The sequence below is a fragment of the Burkholderiales bacterium genome (assembly GCA_015075645.1).
In the GTDB taxonomy this organism is placed as follows: Bacteria; Pseudomonadota; Gammaproteobacteria; order Burkholderiales; family Casimicrobiaceae; genus VBCG01.
In genome coordinates, this window is sequence record JABTUF010000003.1 from 287,010 (window position 1) to 307,653 (window position 20,644).

Sequence of the window (20,644 nt, forward strand, 5' to 3'; positions counted from 1 at the left end):
TCGGCCGACATCGTGCCGCCGGTCAGGCCCTCGCCACCCAGTCGCGGATCGCGATCCAGGCGGCGTGCGCGTCCGCGGCCGCGGCGAGGCGTTCCCGGAACGCGCGCTCGCTGAACATCTGCGCCAGTTCCGAGAGGAGCTCGAGGTGCTGCTCGGTCGCGTGCTCGGGCACGAGCAGCACGAACACCTGGTTGACCGGTCGACCGTCGGGCGCGTCGAACGCCACCGGCTGCGCCAGGCGCACGAACGCCCCGAGCGCGTCCTTCAGCCCCTTGATGCGGCCGTGGGGGATGGCGATGCCCTGTCCGAGCCCGGTCGAGCCGAGCTTCTCGCGCGCGGAGAGCGCATCGATCACGGCGGTCCGGGCCAACCCGCCCGCCTCGAACATCGCTGCGACGGTCGCGAACAGGTCGCGTTTCGTCGCGACGTCGAGGCCGACGGCGACGTGGGATTCCGGCAGGAGCTCGGCGATTCGGTTCATCGTGGAGGTCCCCGAAATGACGACCGGCGGACCGCGGAGTCCGCCGGCGAGGGTCGAGGACCGATCGTCGATTCTACACGCGGGGGGCGCCCTCGACGGACGTCGCACCGCGTGCGTCCGGGAAGGGCGCGACGCCCGGATGCCGGGCCGCGGGACGTTCAGCCGTCGGCATTGCGCGCCCATGTCTCGGGATCGCGCTTGACCGCCGGGTCGTGGCGCCCATCGACGCGTTTCTCCTTCGCCTTCAGGACCTGGCGATCGAGCTTGTCGGCGAGCGCGTCGATCGCGGCGTACATGTCCGGCTCGACGCTCTCCGCATGGATGTCCTTGCCGCGTATGTGCAGGTTCGCCTCCACCTTCTGTCGCAGCTTGTCCACCGACAGCACCACGTTGACGTCGATGACGTGGTCGAAATGACGCGTGACGCGGTCGAGCTTGGCCACGACGTAGTCGCGGATCGCGGGCGTGATCTCGAGGTGATTGCCGGTGAGGTTCAGGTTCATGCGTACTCCTTCCGGACGTCTGCGGATCGCGCGAGCCGTGTGCGCGGGACGCGCGTCACAGCGACTTGCGCAGGTTGACGGGAGGGATGGACAACGCCTCCCGGTACTTCGCCACGGTGCGGCGGGCGACGAGGATGCCCTGCTCGCCCAGCACCTCGGCGATCTTGCTGTCGGTCAACGGCGCCTTCGGGTCCTCCGCCCCGATCAACTGGCGTATCAACGCACGGATGGCGGTCGCGGAGGCCGCGCCGCCGGTGTCGGTCGCCACGTGGCTGCCGAAGAAATACTTGAGCTCGTAGGTGCCGCGCGGGGTCAGCAGGTACTTCTGGGTGGTGACGCGCGAGATCGTCGATTCGTGCAGCCCGAGCATGTCGGCGATCTCGCGCAGCACCATCGGGCGCATCGCGACCTCGCCATGCTCGAAGAATCGGCGCTGCCGGTCGACGATCGCCTGCGCGACCCGAAGGATGGTCTCGAAGCGCTGCTGCACGTTGCGGATCAGCCACTTCGCCTCCTGCAACTGGGCGGCGAGCTGCTGGTTCGACGCGTCGCGGCTGCGCGACAGGATGTCGGCGTAGATGCGGTTGACGCGCAGCTTCGGCATCGCCGCCTCGTTCAGCGAGGCGACCCACTGGCCGCGCACCTTCCGCACGAGCACGTCGGGCACGACGTAGTTGGCCTCCGCGTTCGCGAACGCGGCACCGGGCTTGGGCTTGAGCGTCCGGATCAGGTCGCGGATCGCGCGGACCGTCGCCTCGTCGCAGTGCAGGAGCCGCCGCAGCCGCGTCACGTCGCGGTTGGCGAGGAGTTCGAGGTGGCCGTCGACGACCTTGAGCGCGGCCTCGCGGAACGGCGTTCCTTCCGGCAGCGCCCGCAGTTGCAGCGCGAGCGCCTCGCCGATGTCGCGGGCGCCGACGCCGGTGGGCTCGAGGCCCTGCAGGTACCGGAGCGCGATCGCGAGATCCCCGACATCGATCTCGAGTTCCTCGGGGAACAGCTCGGCGAGTTCCTCGAGCGAACTCGAGAGGAAACCGTCCTCGTCGAGCGCATCGATCAACGCCGCGACGAGCTGGCGGTCGCGCTGCGGCAGCGACAGCATGCCGAGCTGCGCCATCAGGTGGTCGCGCAGCGTCGAGGAGGCGATCTGCTGAGGGTAGAACTCGTCGTCGTCGTCGCCGGGGCCCGCGCTGCCCCAGTCGCCGTCGCTTCCCCCTTCGTCGCCGAAATCCGTCTCGGACGCGGGCGCCGAGCCTTCCGCGGCCTCCGCGGTGTCGACCGGCTCCTCGGCGCGTTCGTCGTCGCCGTCTCCGGCGCGCGCGCTGTCCCCGGATTCGGAAGGCGCGCTGCCGGGCGCGGTGACGAGGGCCTCTGCGGGGGGGGCGTCCTCGTCCTCGTTCTCCTTCTCGAGCAGCGGGTTCTCCTGCAGCATGCGCTCCACCTCGGCGTTCAACTCGAGCGTCGAGAGCTGCAGGAGCCGGATCGACTGCTGCAGCTGGGGCGTCAGCGTGAGGTGCTGCGAGAGCTTGAGCTGCAGCGTCGGCTTCATCGGCCGCCGGTGAAGGGGCCCGGCACGTTCTCGCGATGGCTGCGCGAGCGTGTCTGCGCGGGCGGGACGGGAAGGCGCGACGAGTGCCGGCGTGGCGTCATCTACAGGCGGAAGTGCTCTCCGAGATAGACCTTGCGGACCGCTTCATTATAGACAATCTCGTCCGGCGCGCCCGAGGCCAGCACGCTGCCCTCGTTGATGATGTAGGCGCGGTCGCAGATGCCGAGCGTCTCCCGCACGTTGTGGTCGGTGATCAGCACGCCGATGCCGCGCTCCTTGAGGAAGCCGATGATGCGCTGGATGTCCAGCACCGCGATCGGGTCGACGCCCGCGAAGGGCTCGTCGAGGAGGATGAAGCGCGGCCGCGTGGCCAGCGCCCGGGCGATCTCGCAGCGGCGGCGCTCCCCCCCGGAGAGCGACACCGCCGGCGCGTCGGCGAGATGCGCGATCGACAGGTCCTCGAGCAGCGCGTCGAGCCGGTTGGCGATCGCGTCGGGATCGGACTCCTGCAGTTCCAGGATCGCGCGCACGTTCTCCGCGACCGTGAGCTTGCGGAAGATCGACGCCTCCTGCGGCAGGTAGGAGAGTCCGAGCCGGGCGCGCTGGTGGATCGCGAGGCGCGACAGGTTCCGGCCGTCGATCGTGATCTGGCCGCCGTCGCCGGGCACGAGGCCGACGATCATGTAGAAGCAGGTGGTCTTGCCGGCTCCGTTGGGCCCGAGCAATCCGACGACCTCCCCGCTCGCGACCTCGAGCGACACGTCGTGCACGACGGTGCGCGACTTGTAGCGCTTGCGCAGGTGGGTCGCCGAGAGCTGGCTCACTTCGCGGCCGTCTCGCCCGCCGGACGGAGCTCGAGCGAGTCGGTCGCCTTCGCGCCCTGTCCGGCGGCGGACCCCTTCGGCGCGGCCTTCGCGCCGCCCTTCGGCGCGGAGTTCGGCGCGAGGGACTCGCCCTCGCGCGGCTGGAACGTGCCGCGCACGCGCGCGCCCGGTCCGGTGTCGGAGGCCGCCGCGGCCGGGGTGTCCGGGCGTCCCTCGGCCTTGAACACCTCGGTCTTCGTGTTGTAGGACACGTAGTTGCTGCGGATCTCGTCGACGCCGCGCTTCAGGAGCGCGCGGTCGAAGAGTTCGAGCAGGTCCTTCGCGCCGTCGTACTCGATGCGCTGCGCGAACCCCTCGTAGTACTCGTCGCTGCCGTCGCGCTTCTGGCGGAACGACACCGGGTTGCCGGTCGCGGTGACCTGCATCGAGTTGTCGGGATTCTGGCGGAACGTGAGCCTGTCGGCGCGCACGGTGATCGTTCCCTGCGTCAGCACGACATTGCCGTCGAGCTTGCCGAGCTTCGTCTCGTAGTTGAGGTCGCCCCGGTCCGCCGAGAAGTTGATCGGCTTCTCGCGGTCGCCGGTCTCGGCGTTCGAGACCGTGGCGACGACGGCGGCGAGGATCGCGGTGAGCAGGCGCGTCGGTCGGGTCACGGGGTCTTGGCGGGCGGGGACTGCGGCTCGATGGTGCCGGTGACCTGGCCGCGGAGCGACGCGGTCTTCGCCAGATTGTCGAAATCGAGGCCGACGCCGCGGATGATGCCACGCGCGTCCTCGATCGTCACCGGCTCCGCGGTGTCGATGCGCTCCTCGCGCGTCGCGACGTGCAGCGCCTCGGTCCTGAGCGTCATCTTCCCGCCTGGAGAGCCGTCCGGCGCGCCGTCTTTCGGCGCATCGCGCACCGCGCGCACGTCGCCGCTGAACCACGCGTCGTCCTGGTCGGCGGAGAGCCTCCCGTGCTTCGCCGTCAGTTCGAGCGAGGGCTTGCCCGCCTCGGTGAGCACGAGACGCGGTTCGGTGAACTCGCTCGTCCGGTCGTCGGGGAAGTGCTCGGCGCGCTTCGCGGTCAGCGACTGGCGCGGCGTGCCGTCCGGGCCGAGGCCGACCGCGCGGAAGTTCTCGATGTACATGTCGGGTTCGTGGCGCGCCGTCCGGGCGTCCTTGTCCGGTGCCGGACCCACCTGCGCGTCGAGCCAGTACGTCAGCGCCGCGAGACCGCCCAGCATCAGCGCCGGCGACCACGCGGTCAGCCGATCGAGGAAGCGTCGGAAGTTCATGTCGGCGGCGATCGGTGCGGTGGATGCGTCAGGGTTCGCGGAGCGCGTTCGCGGCGCCCCGACATCCGCCGGGGACGCGCGGAACGGCGCCGCAGCCGCTAGCGTGGGGGATTCCCGGCGGCGGCGCAACCGCCTTCATGCAATCCGGTCGCGCGCGGCGAGGATCAGGTCGGCGAGTTCGCGCACCGCGCCGCATCCGCCTCGAAGCCGCGTCACGTAATGCGCGCGGCGCAGCACGACCGGTGGCGCGTTCGGGACGGTCGCGGCGAAGCCGCAGGCGCGCATCAGCGGCAGGTCGGGCAGGTCGTCGCCGATGTGCGCGCAGGCGGCCGGCTCGACGCCGAGGTCCGCGCGGAGCCGTTCCCAGTGGGGCAGCTTGTCGTCGGTGCCGCGGACGAGGTGGACGACGCCGAGCGCGCGCGCCCGGTGGACGACCGAGGACGAGGCGCTGCCGGTGATCCAGGCCACCGCGACGCCGGCAGCCATCAGCCGCTTGAGGCCGACCCCGTCGTGGGCGTGGAACGCCTTGCTCTCGCGGCCGTCGTCGTCGACGTGGATGCGTCCGTCGGTCAGGACGCCGTCGACGTCGCAGGTGAGGAGACGCACCGCGCGTGCGCGCGCGGCGAGCGCGGCGTCGATCGGCGCGGGATCGTGGTCCTCGGGCGTGAACCTCCGATCGTCCACGTCAGACCACCCTCGCGCGGAACAGGTCGTGCAGGTGCAGCGCGCCGACCAGCACGCCTTCCCCGTCCACCACCAGCAGTTGCGACACCTTCGGCGCAGTCTCCATCAGGCCGACGCAGTCGATCGCGAGCCGGTCGGCGCCGATCGTGCGCGGCCCGGCCGTCATGACGTCGTCGACTCGGGCAGAGGGGAGATCGCGCACGCGGGCCACCGCGCGGCGCAGGTCGCCGTCGGTGAAGATGCCGAGCACGCGCCGCCGGCGATCGACGACCGCGGTCATGCCGAGCCCCTTGGCGCTCATCTCGGCGATCGCCGCCGGGAGCGCGGCGCCGCTCTCCACCGACGGCACGGCCGCGTCGGTGCGCATGACGTCGGCGACGCGGATGAGGCGCCGGCCGAGCGCGCCACCCGGGTGCGAACGGGCGAAGTCGTCGGCCGAGAATCCTCTCGCATCGAGGAGCGCGAGCGCCAGCGCGTCGCCGAGCGCGAGCGCCGCGGTCGTGCTCGCGGTGGGCGCGAGGCCGAGCGGGCAGGCCTCCGCGTCGACCGCCGCGTCGAGGTGGACGTCCGCGGCGGCCGCGAGCGAGCTCTCGCGGTTCCCGGTGATCGCCACGATGCCCGCGCCCTGGCGCTTGACATGCGGCACCAGCGTCACGAGCTCATCGGTCTCGCCCGAGTTCGACAGCATGACGACGACGTCGTCGGCGGTGATCATGCCGAGGTCGCCGTGCTGCGCTTCCGCCGGATGCACGAAGAACGCCGGCGTTCCGGTCGAGGCGAGCGTGGCCGCGAGCTTGCGGGCGATGTGGCCCGACTTGCCGAGTCCCGACACGACGACGCGCCCCCGGCAGTCGTGGATCCGTCGCGCCGCGTCGACGAACGACGCGCCGAGGCGCTCGGCGAGACGGTCGATGGCGCGTGCCTCGGTCGCGAGCACCTCGCGCGCGAGCGCGAGCGCGCGTCCTGCGACGACGCCTGGCGGGGACGGGGAGGCGGGACGGTCCACGGCGGCCAAGTATACGGTCCGCGTCGAAACGCGCGCGGCGGCGCCGCCGCGGGCGTGCTAACGTCGGAGCACCGAACCGCGACCATGCTCCACGCCCTTCCGCTCGTTCTCGTCCTCCTCGCCGCGGCGGTGGTGGTGGTCGTCGCCTGCCGGCTCGCGCGCCTGCCGCCGATCCTGGGCTACCTGATCGTCGGGACCGCGATCGGTCCGCACGCGCTCGGATGGGTCGCCGACGACGAGGCCACGCGCAAGGTCGCCGAGTTCGGGATCGTGTTCCTGCTCTTCTCGGTCGGCCTCGAGTTCAGCCTGCCCAAGCTTCGCGCGATGCGCCGCGCGGTCTTCGGACTCGGCCTCGCGCAGGTGGCGATCACCACGCTGGCGGGCGTCGCCGCCCTGTCGGTCGCGGGATTCGGCTGGCAAGCCGGACTGGTGCTGGGCGGAGCGCTCGCGATGAGTTCGACCGCGATCGTCTCGAAGATGCTCGCCGAGCGCGGGGAACTCGCGACGCCCCATGCGCGCGACGCGATCGCCATCCTGCTGTTCCAGGACCTGGCCGTCGTCGCGTTCCTGATCGTGATCCCGTCGCTGCACGCGGAAGCATCCACGCTCGCGCTCGCGCTCTCTCTCGCCGCGCTCAAGGCGGCCGTCGCGCTGGTGGTCGTCCTCTATGCCGGACAGCGGCCGATGCGCTGGTGGTTCTCGCTGGTGGCCCGGCAGCGCTCGCGCGAACTCTTCACGCTGAACGTGCTGTTCGTCACGCTGGGACTGGCCGCGCTCACCGACTTCGCCGGGCTGTCGCTGGAACTCGGGGCCTTCCTCGCCGGGATGCTGATCGCCGAGACCGAGTTCCGCTACCAGGTCGAGGAGGACATCGCGCCGTTCCGCGACGTGCTGCTCGGCCTGTTCTTCGTGACGATCGGGATGGCGCTCGACCTCGCGGTCGTCGGCGCCAACATCGGCTGGGTCCTCGCGCTCCTCATCGTCCCGGTCGCGGCGAAACTCGCGCTGATCGTGCTGCTCGCGCGGGCGTTCGGCTCGCCGCTCGCGACCGCGATGCGCACCGGCCTCTACCTCGCGCAGGCCGGCGAACTCGCGCTCGTGATGCTCGCCTTGGCGGCGCAGAACCGACTTATCGACGGGGCGAGTCTGCAGATCGTGCTGGCCGCGATGGTGCTGTCGATGCTCGCCGCGCCGGTGCAGATCCAGTTCATCGAGCCGATCGTGCGGCGGCTGACCGCGAACGACTGGCTCGCGCGCGCGGCGCAGGTCACCGCGATCGCGTCGCAGGCGATGGCCCGGCAGGAGCACGTGATCGTCTGCGGCTACGGACGGAGCGGGCAGAATCTCGCGCGGCTCCTCGACGCCGAGGACATTCCCTACGTCGCGCTCGACAACGATCCGCAACGCGTGCGCGAGGCCGCGGGCGCGGGCGGAAGCGTCGTCTACGGCGACGCCGGCCGGCGCGAGACGCTCGTCGCGGCCGGACTCCCGAAGGCTCGTGCGGTGGTCGTGACCTTCGCCGACGTGCCGCTCGCGCTCAAGATCCTGCACCTGGTGCAAGCCGTGCGGCCGGAACTTCCGGTCGTGGTGCGCACGGTCGACGACGCGGAACTCGACCGCCTGCTCCGGGCGGGCGCGACCGAGGTGGTGCCCGAGGTGCTCGAAGGCAGCCTGATGCTCGCGTCGCACTCGCTCCTGCTCCTCGGCGTGCCGCTGAACCGCGTGCTCGCGCGCATCCGGGCGATCCGCGAGGAGCGCTACAACCTGTTCCGCGGCTTCTTCCATGGCGCGACCGACGCCGCCGACGCCGCCGAGAACCTGCAGCCGCGATTGCACACGGTGGTGCTCACCGAGCGCGCCGCGGCGGTCGGGCGCACGCTCGACGAGGTCGCGCTCGCGGGCCTGGTCGAGGTCAACGGCGTGCGGCGGCGCGGCGCGCGTCCGGCGCGTCCGACGCCGGACTGGCGCTTCGAACCCGGCGACGTCATCGTGCTGCTCGGCCGGCCGGAGAGTCTCGCGATCGCGGAGGGCCGCTTGCTCGACGGTTGAGGAGCCGGCCCGCTACAATGGCGGGTTCCGCCCTCGATGCCCCCGAACGTGACCCCATCCTCCACGGCCCGACCGGCCGCGACCTTCGATCGCCGCCAGGCGACCGCGGTGGAATTGGCCGACGTGACGTTCGGATACGACCGCACGCGCCCGATCCTCAAGGGCATGTCGATGACGATTCCGCAAGGCAAGGTCGTCGCGATCATGGGCGGATCCGGATGCGGCAAGACCACGATCCTGCGCCTGATCGGCGGCCAGGTGCGGCCGACGGCGGGACGGGTGGTCGTCGCCGGGCAGTCGGTGCCCGACCTCGACCGCGAAGGCCTCTACCAATTGCGCCGGCAGGTGGGCATGCTGTTCCAGTTCGGCGCCCTGTTCACCGATCTGTCGGTGTTCGAGAACGTCGCGTTCCCGTTGCGCGAGCTCACCGATCTCTCCGACGAGCTCATCCGCGACCTCGTGCTGATGAAGCTGAACGCGGTCGGCCTGCGGGGCGCTGCCGCGCTCAGGCCCTCGCAACTCTCCGGAGGCATGGCCCGCCGCGTCGCGCTCGCGCGCGCGATCGCCCTCGATCCGATGCTCGTCATGTACGACGAGCCGTTCGCCGGGCTCGATCCCATCTCGCTCGGCGTCGTGGGCCAGTTGATCCGCAAGCTCAACGACGCGCTGGGCATCACCTCGGTGGTCGTCACCCACGACGTGTACGAGTCGCTCAAGATCGTCGACTACCTGTACTTCGTCTCGGACGGGCGCATCGTCGCGCAGGGCACGCCCGACGAGGTGCGAGCCTCCGGCGACGCGTTCGTGCGCCAGTTCGTCGACGGCGAGGTGGACGGACCGGTTCCGTTCCACGTGGCCGCGCCGCCGCTCGAGCGCTCGTTCGCGATCGGCCATGCCGGCTAGCGCCATCGCCGACGGCGTGCGCCGGATCGGCGCGGGAACGCGGCGCGCGGTCGCGCGGCTGGGGTTCGCGGCGCGTTTCTTCGTCGCGGTCATCGCGCACTCGCCCGCGGGCCTGCGTCGCATCCGGCTGACGCTGCGCGAGATCTACTTCGCCGGAGTGCTGTCGCTCGTCATCATCCTGGTGTCGGGCCTGTTCGTCGGCATGGTCCTCGCACTGCAGGGCTACGACGTGCTGCAGCGCTACGGCGCGTCCGAATCGCTCGGGATCCTCGTCGCCCTCTCGCTCGTGCGCGAACTCGGACCGGTGGTCGCCGGCCTCCTGTTCGCGAGCCGCGCCGGCAGCGCGATCACCGCCGAGATCGGGTTGATGAAGGCCACCGAACAGCTCTCGGCGATGGAGATGATGGCGGTCGATCCGCTCGCCCGGGTCGTCGCGCCGCGCTTCTGGGGCGGCGTGATCTCGATGCCGCTCCTCGCCGCGCTGTTCTCGACGCTGGGCATCTTCGGCGCCTACCTGGTCGGCGTCCGCCTGATCGGGATCGACGCCGGCTCGTTCTGGGGCAACATGCAGTCGGTCGTCGATTTCCGCAGCGACATCGTCAACGGGATCATCAAGAGCGTCGTTTTCGGCCTGATCGTGAGCCTCATCGCCGTGTTCGAGGGGTACGACGCCGCGCCCACCGCCGAAGGCGTGTCGGGCGCGACCACGCGCACCGTCGTCGGCTCGTCGCTCGCGATCCTCGCGGCGGACTTCGTCCTCACCGTATTCATGTTCCGCGGCGTCGGGGTGATCTGATGGCGCCGTCGCGTCCGCCTCCCTCCCGCTCGTCCCTGCGCCGCGCGTGCTACGCTGGGGCAGACCTGCGACGGGACCGGCGCCGCGAACGATCGTCCACCGCGCGGCGCGGGCGAACCCGCCCGGCGCGTTCGCCGGTCACGTCCACGAACCCACTGCCATGAACCGATCGACCATCGACCTCTGGGTCGGCATCTTCGTCCTGCTGGGCCTGGGCGCGATCCTGTTCCTCTCGCTCAAGGTCGGCAACCTGCTGCAGACGAACACCCGCGAGGGCTACCACATCGAGGCGGCGTTCGACAACATCGGCGGCCTCAAGATGCGCGCCCCCGCGAAGGCGGCCGGCGTGGTCGTCGGGCGCGTCGAGCGCATCCGGCTCGACCCGAAGACCTTCGAGGCCGTCGTGACGCTCGTCATCGACCCGCAGTACAAGTTCAGCAAGGACACGATCGCGTCGATCAACACCTCGGGCCTCCTGGGCGAGGTGTACATCGGTCTCGACGCCGGCGGGGATCCGCAGATGATCGCCGACGGCGGGCGCATCGCGAAGACGCAGTCGGCGGTCGTGCTCGAGAAGCTCATCAGCCAGTTCCTGTTCGACAAGGCGCAGCAGCAGGGGAGCGGGAAGTGACGATACCGTCACGCATCGGCCGCGCCGGCGCGGCGCTCGTGCTCGCGGCGGCGCTCGCCGGCTGCGCGACGCTGCCGGACGGCAGCGAGGCGAACAAGGCCGACCCGTTCGAGCCGATGAATCGGGCGATGTACGCGATCCACGAGCCGATCGACCAGCACGCGTTCCGCCCGCTCGCGCAGGCCTGGGTCGACTACGTGCCGTCGCCGGTGCAGGCGGCGGTGCGCACGTTCTTCGGCAACATCGACGACGGCTTCTCGGCGCTGAACGGCCTCTTGCAGGGCAAGTGGGAGAAGGCCGGCAACGATCTCGGGCGCCTGACCGTCAACGTGTGGGGCTTCGGGTTCATCGACATCGCGACCGACGCCGGCATTCCGAAGGGCGAGGAGGACTTCGGCCAGACCTTCGGCTACTGGGGCTTCCCGCAGGGCCCGTACCTGTTCGTGCCGATCATCGGGCCGACGACCTTCCGCGACGGGACCGGGCTCGTCATCCGCGCCTACATGTCGCCGATCTACTACGCGGTCAGCGACGTGCCGCTGCGGAACGTCCTGTACTTCATCGGCGCGCTCGACCTGCGCGTGCAGGCGCTCGATGCGTCCGCGATGATCGACAAGGCCGCGATCGACCGCTACACGTTCATCCGGCGCTCGTACCTGCAGCGCCGCGAGTACCTGGTCTGGGACGGCAATCCGCCGAAACGGGAGGACGACGAATGATTCGCGGATTCGACCGGGGACGCCGCGGGATCGTCCTCGCCTCGCTCGTGGCGCTCGTCGCCGGCCCCGCGTACGCGCAGGAGGCGCCCGACGCGCTCGTGAAGCGCGTGTCGCAGGAGGTGCTGCAGATCATCAAGACCGACCCGAAGGTCCAGGACGGCGACCAGGCGCGCATCCGCGAGGTGGTCGAGACGAAGCTCCTGCAGCACTTCGACTTCCCGCGGATGACCGCGCTGGCGATGGGCCGCAACTGGCGCAAGGCGTCGCCGGACCAGCAGAAGCGCCTCGCCGACGAGTTCCGTTCGCTGCTGGTGCGCACCTACTCCGGCGCGCTGGTGCAGTACCGCAACCAGACGATCGACTACAAGCCGCTCCGCGCGGATGCGGGCGCGACCGACGTCACGGTGCGAACCGAGGTGGTGCGTTCCGGCCAGGCGCCGGTGCCGATCGACTACAGCATGGCGAAGGGCCCGGACGGCTGGCGCGCCTACGACGTCATCATCGGCGGCGTGTCGCTCGTCACCAACTACCGCGACGAGTTCAACGAACAGGTCCGCTCGGGCGGCGTCGACGGCCTGATCGCGTCGCTCGCAGCGCGCAACAAGGGCGGCGCGGCCAAGTGAGCGGTACGGCCCCCGCGGGAGGCTTCGCGCTCGCCGAAGGGGGCGCGCGCTGGAACTGCGCGGGCCAGATCACCTTCGACAACGCCACGACGGTGCTCGACGCGGCGCGTGCGCTCCCGCTGCCGTCCGACGGGCAGGTCGACCTCTCGGGACTCGGTCACGCCGACTCCGCGGCACTCGCCGTGCTGCTCGCGCTGCGGCGCCGCGCCGTCGCGGAAGGGGCCGCGCTGGCGTTCGTGTCGATGCCGCCGCTGCTCGCGTCGCTCGCGCGCGTCTACGGGGTCGACGAACTGATCGGCGCGTGACCGCGGCCGTCGACATCGTCGCTCTCGCGCGCCGGTTCGGGCCGGTCCAGGCGCTCGACGGCGTCGACCTCGCGGTCGCGCAGGGCGAGTTCTTCGGCCTCCTCGGCCCGAACGGCGCCGGCAAGACGACGCTGATCTCGATCCTCGCGGGGCTGGTGCGCGCGGACGCCGGGTACGCGCGCGTCATGGGCCACGACGTCGTCGCCGACTACCGCGAGGCACGCCGGGCGCTCGGCGTCGTGCCGCAGGAGCTCGTGTTCGATCCGTTCTTCTCGGTGCGCGAGACGCTGCGCATCCAGTCCGGTTACTTCGGGCTCGCGCGGAACGACGACTGGATCGACGAGATCCTGCACCACCTCGACCTCACCGAGAAGGCGGACGCGAACATGCGCTCGCTCTCCGGCGGCATGAAGCGCCGCGTGCTGGTCGGGCAGGCGCTGGTGCACCGTCCGCCGGTCATCGTGCTCGACGAGCCGACGGCGGGCGTCGACGTCGAGTTGCGCCGGAACCTGTGGACCTTCGTCCGCCGGCTCAACGCCGACGGCCACACGGTGATCCTCACGACGCACTATCTCGAGGAGGCCGAGGCGCTGTGCGGGCGCATCGCGATGCTGAAGGCCGGGCGCGTGGTCGCGCTCGACACGACGCAGGCGCTGCTGTCGCGCAACGCGGGGCTCACCGTTCGCCTCGTCGCGCGCGACCTGCCCGACGCCTGGAAGCCGAGGCTCCTCCGCCGCACCGGCGACACCTGGCACCTCGGCATCGAACGCCCCGCCGAACTCGAGTCGCTGCTCTCGGCGATGCGGCTCGCCGGCATCCCCGTCCAGGAACTCACGCTCGACGAGGCGGACCTCGAACAGGTGTTCCTGCGCATCATGCAGTCGGGTCCCGCCCCGGCGGCGCCCGTGGCGCATGGAAACCGGCCCGGGATGCCCACGAGCGCCGATGAGGTGTCGTGGTGAGCCTCGCTGCGGCCCCGATGCCGACTGGCGTCGGCGCTTGGACGCTGTTCCGCAAGGAGGTCCTGCGCTTCTGGAAGGTGAGCTTCCAGACCATCGCCGCGCCGATCCTGACGGCGCTCCTGTACCTCCTGATCTTCTCGCACGTGCTGGAGTCCCACGTCGCGGTGTTCGACGGGCGGGTCCGCTACACCGAGTTCCTCGTGCCCGGACTCGTGATGATGTCGGTGCTGCAGAACGCCTTCGCCAACACGTCGTCGTCGCTCATCCAGTCGAAGGTCACCGGGAACCTCGTGTTCGTGCTGCTGGCCCCGTTGAGTCCGCAGGGACTGTTCACCGCGTACGTCGCCGGCGCGATGGTGCGCGGCCTCGCCGTCGGGCTCGGCGTGTTCGTCGTGACGCTCGCGTTCGCGCCGGCGCTCATGTTCCCGGCGCATCCCGGCTGGGTCGTCGTCTTCGCGCTCCTCGGCAGCGCGATCCTCGGGACGCTCGGGCTCCTCGCCGGCATCTGGGCCGACAAGTTCGACCAGCTCGCGGCGTTCCAGAACTTCATCGTCGTGCCGCTCACCTTCCTGTCCGGCGTGTTCTACTCGATCCACTCGCTGCCGCCGGCCTGGCAGGCAGCGTCGCAGTTCAACCCGTTCTTCTACATGATCGACGGCTTCCGCTACGGCTTCTTCGGCCTCTCCGACTCGCCGCCGCTCGCGAGCCTCGCGATCGTCGCGGGATTCGCGTTCGCGCTGGCGGGCGCGGCGCTCGCGCTGATCGGCCGCGGCTGGAAGCTCCGTCCCTGAACCACACCATGGTCACTCCCGAATCGATCCGTGCCTCGATCGCCGCCGGCTTCGCCTGCGAACACCTCGACGTGGAAGGCGACGACGGGCACCACTTCGCCGCGCTGGTGGTCTCCGCCGCGTTCGAGGGTTTGCCCCGCGTGCAGCGCCACCAGCGCGTCTACGCCGCGCTCGGCGAGCGGATGCGCGAGGAGATCCACGCGCTGTCGATGACGACGCTCACCCCCGCCGAGTGGGAGGCGCGCCGCCCGCGCGAGGCCGGCGCGCCATGAGAAAGCCCGAATCCCGCCGCGGTTCGCCCGGCGGTTCGCCGGTCCGCCGCCCGGTTCGCGGGCGATGCTCGGCGCATGGCTACGCTCGCCCCCTTCGCGCTGCCGCTCCGCGCGGCATCGGCCCGGCCTGACGCTTCGCGGAACGACGTCGTGGACAAGCTCGTGATCGAAGGCGGCCGGCCCCTCGAGGGCACGGTCGCCGTCTCGGGCGCGAAGAACGCCGCGCTGCCGATCCTCTGCGCGGCGCTCCTCGCCGACGAGCCGCTCGAGCTCTCGCAGGTGCCGAAACTGAACGACGTGCGCACGATGCGCACGCTGCTGTCGCAGATGGGCGTGCGGATCGACGAGACGGCGGGAGGCGCGCTCGCGCTCGATGCCTCCCGCATCGAATGGCCGCTCGCGCCCTACGAGCTCGTCAAGACGATGCGGGCGTCGATCCTCGTGCTCGGCCCCCTGCTCGCGCGCTGCCGCGAGGCGCGGGTGTCGCTGCCCGGCGGCTGCGCGATCGGCCTGCGGCCGGTCGACCAGCACGTCAAGGGGCTGCAGGCGATGGGCGCCGAGATCGACCTCGACCACGGCTACATCGGCGCCCGCACGACGCGGCTTCGCGGCGCGCGCTTCGTGTTCGACGTCGTCACCGTGACCGGCACCGAGAACCTGCTGATGGCGGCCACGCTCGCCGAGGGGACGACCGTCCTCGAGAACGCGGCGCGCGAGCCGGAAGTCGTCGATCTCGCGCAATGCCTGGTTTCGATGGGCGCGCGCATCAGCGGAGCGGGCAGCGACCGCATCGTCGTCGAGGGCGTGGAGCGCCTGGGCGGAGCGAGGCACCGAATCATGCCGGACCGCATCGAAACCGGCACGTTCCTCGCGGCGGTGGCGGCGGCGGGCGGCGACGCGACGCTCACCGGCGCGCGCGCCGACACGCTCGAAGCGGTGATCGACAAGCTCGTGGAAGCCGGCGCGAGGATCGACGTCGCGCCCGGCGCGCTGCGGATCGTGCGCGACGGGCCGCTCGTCGCGGCGAACGTGCGCACCGCGCCCTATCCCGCGTTCCCGACCGACATGCAGGCCCAGTTCATGGCGCTGGCGACGCGCGCTTCGGGCACGTCGGTCGTCACCGAGACGATCTTCGAGAACCGGATGATGCACGTGCAGGAACTCGTCCGGCTCGGCGCCGACATCGAGGTCGAGGGGAGCACCGCGATCGTGCGCGGCGTCGGACGCCTGACCGGCGCGAACGTCATGGCGACCGATCTGCGCGCCTCGGCCTGCCTCGTGATCGCCGGGCTCGTCGCCGACGGGGCCACGACGATCGATCGGATCTATCATCTCGACCGGGGCTACGAGCGGCTCGAGGAGAAGCTCGCCGCGCTCGGCGCTTCCATCCATCGCGTCAAATGAGCGATGACGCGAGCCATGCGGGTCATTGAGGCGGATCGGCGGGGGCCTGCCCCTTGGGGACGGAGGCCGCCCGCTGCGATGCGCGGAGTGACAAACTGACAGACTTGGGTGCCTCGCCGCTCGCCCGTCCGACGCCGCAGCCCGGACGCTACGACCCGGAGTTGCTGTTCCCGGTCGATCGTGCCGACGCGCGCGCCGCGATCGGGCTCGCGCCGCCGTTGCCGTTCGTCGGCCACGACGCGTGGACCGCGTGGGAACTCACCTGGCTCGACGCGCACGGCCGCCCGCAGGCGGCGGTGGCGCGTTTCGAGGTTCCCGCCGCGTCGCCGCGCATCGTCGAGTCGAAGTCGATGAAGCTCTTCCTCGCGTCGCTGCACGACGAACGCTTCGAGTCGCGGGAACAGGTCGTCGCGGCGATCGGACGCGACCTCGGGCGCGCGACGGGCGCGGAGGTGCGTGTGACGCTCGCGCTGCCGCCGGCCTATGGCGGGCTCGCCCGCGAACCGATGGATGGGGCGTCGATCGACCAGGCGCCGCTCGTCTCGGTGCCCGACGCGCCGGACGCCTCGCGCCTCGCGACCACGCCGTGGGACGGCGACGAGACGCTCTTCACCTCGCTGTTCCGTTCGGTCTGCCCGGTCACCGGCCAGCCCGACTACGCGGCCGTGAGCCTGCGCTACCGCGGCCCGCGCATCGAGCGCGGCTCGCTCCTCGCCTACCTCGTCGGCTACCGGCACCACCCCGGTTTCCACGAGCATTGCGTCGAGCGCATCTTCGTCGACGTCGCGGCCGCGTGCCGTCCGAGCAAGCTCGCCGTCGAGGCGCGCTTCACCCGTCGCGGCGGGATCGACATCAATCCGTTCCGTTCGAGCGAGGCGACCTGGCGCGCGCGCTCGGCGCCCGACGTGCGCCAATAGCGCGGGCCGGCCCGCCGGCCGCGACATCACGTTGCCCGGCGATCGATGAGGCGTGGCCCGGCGACGGCCCGGGAGGCGAGCGCGGGCGAACGGGTAGAATCCCCGGTTCCATGTCGCTCACGATCGCCCTGTCGAAAGGACGCATCCTCGACGAAACGCTGCCGCTCCTCGCGCTGGCGGGGATCGTGCCGGCCGAGGATCCGGACGTCTCGCGCAAGCTCGTGCTGCCGACGAACCGGAGCGGCGTGTCGCTGATGGTCGTGCGGGCCACCGACGTGCCGACCTACGTGCAGTGGGGCGCCGCCGACGTGGGCATCGCGGGCAAGGACGTGCTGCTCGAGCACGGCGGCGACGGGCTCTACCAGCCGGTGGATCTCGGCGTCGCGCGCTGCCGGATGTCGGTGGCCACGCGCCGCGGCTACGACTGGGCCGGCAACGTGCAGCGCGGCGCGAGGATCCGCGTCGCGACCAAGTACGTGACGATCGCCCGCGAGCACTTCGCCTCGAAGGGCATGCACGTCGACCTGATCAAGCTCTACGGGTCGATGGAACTCGCGCCGATCTCGGGGCTCGCCGACGCGATCGTCGACCTCGTGTCGAGCGGCAACACGCTCAGGGCCAACGATCTCGTCGAGGTCGAGACGGTCATGCCGATCACCGCGCGGCTCGTCGTGAACCCGGCCGCGCTCAAGCTGAAGCGCGACGTCGTCAAGCCGCTCGTCGACGCGATCGCGGCGGCCGTGCCCGCGCGCGCGGAGGCGGCGGCGTGACCGTCGTGTTTCGCCGGCTGTCGACCGTCTCGGCCGAGTTCGACGCCGAACTCGGGCGGCTGATCGCGTTCGAGGCGGGCCAGGACCCGGACATCGACGACGCGGTCGCGCGCATCGTCGACGAGGTGCGCCGGCACGGCGACGACGCCCTCCTCGAACTCTCCCGCAAGCATGACCGGCTCGAGTTGCCCTCGGCGGCGGCGTTCGAGATCTCGGCCGACGAGATGCGCCGCGCGTACGAACTCCTGCCCGACGGCCAGCGCGACGCGCTCGCGGCCGCCGCGGCGCGCATCCGCGCGTTCCACGAGGCGCAGAGGGCGCACGGCGGCGGCTTCGAGGTCGTCGAACCCGACGGCACCGTGCTCGGCCAGCGCGTCACGCCGCTCGACCGCGTCGGCATCTACGTGCCGGGCGGCAAGGCGGCGTACCCGTCGTCGGTGCTGATGAACGCGATCCCGGCGCAGGTCGCCGGCGTGCGCGAGATCGTGATGGTGGTTCCGACACCGGGCGGCGTGCGCAACGCGCTGGTGCTGGCTGCGGCGCACCTCGCGGGTGTGACGCGCGCGTTCACGGTCGGCGGCGCGCAGGCGATCGCCGCGCTCGCGTACGGCACCGAGACGATCCCCGCGGTCGACAAGATCTGCGGGCCGGGGAACGCCTACGTCGCGGCGGCCAAGCGCCGGGTGTTCGGCGCGGTCGGCATCGACATGGTGGCCGGCGTCTCCGAGATCCTGGTGATCGCGGACGCGTCGGCGAATCCGGACTGGGTCGCCATCGACCTCTTCTCGCAGGCCGAGCACGACGAGATGGCGCAGGCGATCCTGCTCACCCCCGACGACGCGCTGCTCGACGCGGTGGACGCGGCGATGCACCGCGCGCTCGCGTCGATGCCCCGGGCCGCCGTCATCGAGGCGTCGTTCGCGAAGCGCGGCGCGCTGGTGAAGGTTCGCGACCTCGCGGAAGCCTGCGAGGTCGCGAACCGCATCGCGGCCGAGCACCTCGAACTCGCGGTGGCCGACCCCGACGCGCTCCTGCCGCGCATCCGGCACGCCGGCGCGATCTTCGTCGGCCACCACGCCTGCGAGGCGCTCGGCGACTACTGCGCCGGACCCAACCACGTGCTGCCGACCGGCCGCACCGCGCGCTTCTCGTCGCCGCTCGGCGTCCACGATTTCCAGAAGCGCTCGAGCGTGCTGCGCATCTCCGCGGCCGGCGCGCGCACGCTCGCGCCGATCGCCGCGACGCTCGCGCACGGCGAGGGCCTCACCGCGCACGCACGCTCGGCGGAAGCCCGGCTCGCCGCCGCGGCAGGGCGGCGGGAACCGGCCGCGACATGAGCGGCCCGGCGCCCGTTCGCGCGGTCGAGGCGTCGGCGGTCGAGGCCCGCGTGGCCGCGACCATTCGAGGGGAGATCCTCGCGACGACGAGCTACGCGACCGCGAAGCCCGCGGGCATGATCGAGCTCCACGCGAACGAGAATCCCTTTCCGCTGCCCGCGTCGCTGCGCGGCGAACTCGCCGCCGTGCTGGCGGAGGCGGCGGTGAACCGCTATCCCGAAGGCGCGGGTGAAGGCGTGAAGCGCGCGCTCGCCGCCGCGCTGCCGATCCCGCACGGCGCGGAGATGGTGCTGGGCAACGGTTCCGACGAACTGATCCAGGTGATCACCGCGGCGGTGGCGCGCCCGGGCGCCGCGATCCTCGCGCCCGATCCGACCTTCGTCATGTACCGGATCTACGCCGCGCAATCGGCGGTGCGCTACGTGTCGGTGCCGCTGCGCGCGGATTTCACGCTCGACGACGAAGCGTTCGCCGCGGCGATCGGACGCGAACGTCCCGCGCTCGTGTGGCTCGCGAGCCCGAACAACCCGACCGGGCGCGCGCTGCCGCGCGCCTCGATCGAGCGCATCCTCGGCGCCGCGCCCGGCCTCGTGGTCGTCGACGAGGCCTACGCCGACTTCGCCGGGACCTCCTTCCTGCCGCGCGTGCTCGACTTCCCCAACCTGGTCGTGCTGCGGACGCTCTCCAAGATCGGGCTCGCCGGCGCGCGCCTGGGCTACGCGGTCGGGCATCCGGCCTGGATCGCGGAACTCGACAAGGTGCGATCGCCCTACAACGTGAACGCGCTGACGCAGGCCGCGGTCCCGGTGGTGCTCGCTGCCGCCGACGTGCTCGCGGCCCAGGTGGCGAAGATCGTCGCTGAACGCGCGCGCCTCGCTGCCGCGCTCGCCGCCGTCCCCGGCGCGGAGGTGACGCAGAGCGACGCGAACTTCCTGCTGGTGCGCGTGCCCGATGCGGACGCCATGGCGACGCGATTGCGCGCCGCCGGCATCCTGGTGAAGAATCTGCACGGCGGGCATCCGCTGACCGCGAACTGCCTGCGGATCACCGTCGGCACGCCCGCCGAGAACGATGCGCTGGTTCGCGCGATGACCCCGCCATGAACGCCCCGCCTCCTGCCCGCACCGCCCGCGTCGAGCGCCACACGCGCGAGACCCGGATCGTCGTCGAACTCGGCCTCGACGGCACCGGGCGCTCCGACCTCGCGTCGGGGATCCCGTTCCTCGACCACATGCTCGACCAGGTGGCCCGCCACGGTATGGTCGACCTGACCGTCCGAGCCGAGGGCGATCTCGAAATCGACGCGCACCACACGGTCGAGGACATCGGCATCGTGCTCGGGCAGGCGCTCGCGAAGGCCGTCGGCGACAAGACCGGGCTCGCGCGCTACGGCCACGCCTACGTGCCGCTCGACGAGGCGCTCTCGCGCGTCGTGATCGACCTGTCGGGGCGGCCGGGCCTCGAGTTCCACGTCGCCTTCACGCGCGCGCGCGTCGGGACCTTCGACGTCGATCTCACGCACGAATTCTTCCAGGGATTCGCCAACCACGCGTTCGCGACGCTGCACGTCGACAACCTGCGCGGCGCGAACGCCCATCACCAGTGCGAGACGGTGTTCAAGGCGTTCGGGCGCGCGCTGCGCATGGCGGTCGCCCGCGATCCGCGCGCGGCGGGGGCCATTCCCTCGACCAAGGGAGCGCTTTGACAGTTGTCAGTTGTCAGTTGACAGTTGGCAGTGGTGGCGGCGCTTCCGGTGGTACTACGCCTTTCAACTGACTACCGAACCCGGCGCTCGATGCGCCGCCACCGGAGACACCGGCATCACTGCCAACTGTCAACTGTGAA

24 protein-coding genes are annotated in these 20,644 nt (G+C 71.4%); 16 read left to right on the forward strand and 8 right to left on the reverse strand.

Features of this window, described 5'->3' with window-relative positions:
* Positions 1-22: 22 nt before the first annotated feature.
* The 8 genes from HS109_08275 to HS109_08310 form a co-directional block, all read right to left on the reverse strand.
* Positions 23-481, reverse strand: a complete 459-nt coding sequence (locus tag HS109_08275) for a PTS sugar transporter subunit IIA (protein ID MBE7522368.1) — start codon at positions 479-481, stop codon at positions 23-25.
* Positions 482-639: 158 nt separating this feature from the next.
* Positions 640-984, reverse strand: a complete 345-nt coding sequence (gene raiA / locus HS109_08280) for a ribosome-associated translation inhibitor RaiA (GenBank protein MBE7522369.1) — start codon at positions 982-984, stop codon at positions 640-642.
* Between the two features lie 55 nt (positions 985-1,039).
* A complete protein-coding gene (locus HS109_08285; protein ID MBE7522370.1) occupies positions 1,040-2,530 on the reverse strand; it encodes an RNA polymerase factor sigma-54 in 1,491 nt (496 codons plus the stop codon).
* Positions 2,531-2,631: 101 nt separating this feature from the next.
* The gene (gene lptB / locus HS109_08290; GenBank protein MBE7522371.1) at positions 2,632-3,354 is read right to left on the reverse strand and encodes an LPS export ABC transporter ATP-binding protein; all 723 of its coding nucleotides are present in this window, start codon (positions 3,352-3,354) and stop codon (positions 2,632-2,634) included.
* On the reverse strand, positions 3,351-4,007 hold the full coding sequence (lptA, locus tag HS109_08295) for a lipopolysaccharide transport periplasmic protein LptA (GenBank protein ID MBE7522372.1): 657 nt from the start codon (positions 4,005-4,007) through the stop codon (positions 3,351-3,353). Before lptA ends, lptB begins: the two co-directional genes overlap by 4 nt.
* Positions 4,004-4,630, reverse strand: coding sequence for an LPS export ABC transporter periplasmic protein LptC (lptC, locus tag HS109_08300; GenBank protein ID MBE7522373.1), 627 nt, complete (start codon positions 4,628-4,630; stop codon positions 4,004-4,006). Before lptC ends, lptA begins: the two co-directional genes overlap by 4 nt.
* Before the next feature lie 135 nt (positions 4,631-4,765).
* Entirely contained in the window at positions 4,766-5,269 is a 504-nt protein-coding gene (locus HS109_08305; protein MBE7522374.1) for an HAD hydrolase family protein, read from the reverse strand.
* A gap of 46 nt (positions 5,270-5,315) precedes the next feature.
* Positions 5,316-6,320, reverse strand: a complete 1,005-nt coding sequence (locus HS109_08310; GenBank protein MBE7522375.1) for a KpsF/GutQ family sugar-phosphate isomerase — start codon at positions 6,318-6,320, stop codon at positions 5,316-5,318.
* An 84-nt stretch (positions 6,321-6,404) separates the two neighbouring features.
* Here HS109_08310 and HS109_08315 point away from each other — a divergent pair, with 84 nt between their 5' ends.
* The 16 genes from HS109_08315 (at position 6,405) to hisB (ending at position 20,504) form a co-directional block, all read left to right on the forward strand.
* The gene (locus HS109_08315) at positions 6,405-8,369 is read left to right on the forward strand and encodes a cation:proton antiporter (GenBank protein MBE7522376.1); all 1,965 of its coding nucleotides are present in this window, start codon (positions 6,405-6,407) and stop codon (positions 8,367-8,369) included.
* Between the two features lie 36 nt (positions 8,370-8,405).
* Positions 8,406-9,272: an ABC transporter ATP-binding protein gene (locus tag HS109_08320; GenBank protein ID MBE7522377.1), complete on the forward strand. Its 867-nt coding sequence runs from the start codon at positions 8,406-8,408 to the stop codon at positions 9,270-9,272.
* A complete protein-coding gene (mlaE, locus tag HS109_08325; GenBank protein MBE7522378.1) occupies positions 9,262-10,068 on the forward strand; it encodes a lipid asymmetry maintenance ABC transporter permease subunit MlaE in 807 nt (268 codons plus the stop codon). The genes HS109_08320 and mlaE overlap by 11 nt, the downstream gene beginning before the upstream one ends.
* Positions 10,069-10,228: 160 nt before the next feature.
* On the forward strand, positions 10,229-10,699 hold the full coding sequence (mlaD, locus tag HS109_08330) for an outer membrane lipid asymmetry maintenance protein MlaD (protein MBE7522379.1): 471 nt from the start codon (positions 10,229-10,231) through the stop codon (positions 10,697-10,699).
* Positions 10,696-11,418 carry a VacJ family lipoprotein gene (locus tag HS109_08335; protein ID MBE7522380.1) on the forward strand — a complete coding sequence of 241 codons (723 nt, stop codon included), beginning with the start codon at positions 10,696-10,698 and terminating at the stop codon, positions 11,416-11,418. The genes mlaD and HS109_08335 overlap by 4 nt, the downstream gene beginning before the upstream one ends.
* Positions 11,415-12,041 (forward strand): ABC transporter substrate-binding protein, encoded by a 627-nt coding sequence (locus tag HS109_08340; GenBank protein ID MBE7522381.1) that lies wholly within the window; start codon positions 11,415-11,417, stop codon positions 12,039-12,041. Before HS109_08335 ends, HS109_08340 begins: the two co-directional genes overlap by 4 nt.
* Before the next feature lie 68 nt (positions 12,042-12,109).
* Entirely contained in the window at positions 12,110-12,346 is a 237-nt protein-coding gene (locus HS109_08345) for an STAS domain-containing protein (protein ID MBE7522382.1), read from the forward strand.
* A complete protein-coding gene (locus HS109_08350) occupies positions 12,343-13,308 on the forward strand; it encodes an ABC transporter ATP-binding protein (protein MBE7522383.1) in 966 nt (321 codons plus the stop codon). Before HS109_08345 ends, HS109_08350 begins: the two co-directional genes overlap by 4 nt.
* A 17-nt stretch (positions 13,309-13,325) precedes the next feature.
* Positions 13,326-14,099: an ABC transporter permease gene (locus HS109_08355; protein MBE7522384.1), complete on the forward strand. Its 774-nt coding sequence runs from the start codon at positions 13,326-13,328 to the stop codon at positions 14,097-14,099.
* Positions 14,100-14,107: 8 nt separating this feature from the next.
* Positions 14,108-14,371, forward strand: coding sequence for a BolA/IbaG family iron-sulfur metabolism protein (locus HS109_08360; protein ID MBE7522385.1), 264 nt, complete (start codon positions 14,108-14,110; stop codon positions 14,369-14,371).
* Positions 14,372-14,446: 75 nt separating this feature from the next.
* Positions 14,447-15,775: a UDP-N-acetylglucosamine 1-carboxyvinyltransferase gene (gene murA, locus HS109_08365; GenBank protein ID MBE7522386.1), complete on the forward strand. Its 1,329-nt coding sequence runs from the start codon at positions 14,447-14,449 to the stop codon at positions 15,773-15,775.
* Positions 15,776-15,879: 104 nt separating this feature from the next.
* Complete coding sequence (gene queF / locus HS109_08370; protein MBE7522387.1) at positions 15,880-16,692, forward strand: NADPH-dependent 7-cyano-7-deazaguanine reductase QueF; 813 nt, start codon at positions 15,880-15,882, stop codon at positions 16,690-16,692.
* 110 nt (positions 16,693-16,802) lie between these two features.
* Positions 16,803-17,462, forward strand: a complete 660-nt coding sequence (locus HS109_08375) for an ATP phosphoribosyltransferase (protein MBE7522388.1) — start codon at positions 16,803-16,805, stop codon at positions 17,460-17,462.
* Positions 17,459-18,799, forward strand: a complete 1,341-nt coding sequence (gene hisD, locus HS109_08380; GenBank protein ID MBE7522389.1) for a histidinol dehydrogenase — start codon at positions 17,459-17,461, stop codon at positions 18,797-18,799. The genes HS109_08375 and hisD overlap by 4 nt, the downstream gene beginning before the upstream one ends.
* Complete coding sequence (locus tag HS109_08385; protein ID MBE7522390.1) at positions 18,796-19,902, forward strand: histidinol-phosphate transaminase; 1,107 nt, start codon at positions 18,796-18,798, stop codon at positions 19,900-19,902. Before hisD ends, HS109_08385 begins: the two co-directional genes overlap by 4 nt.
* Positions 19,899-20,504, forward strand: coding sequence for an imidazoleglycerol-phosphate dehydratase HisB (gene hisB, locus HS109_08390; GenBank protein ID MBE7522391.1), 606 nt, complete (start codon positions 19,899-19,901; stop codon positions 20,502-20,504). Before HS109_08385 ends, hisB begins: the two co-directional genes overlap by 4 nt.
* Positions 20,505-20,644: the final 140 nt, after the last annotated feature.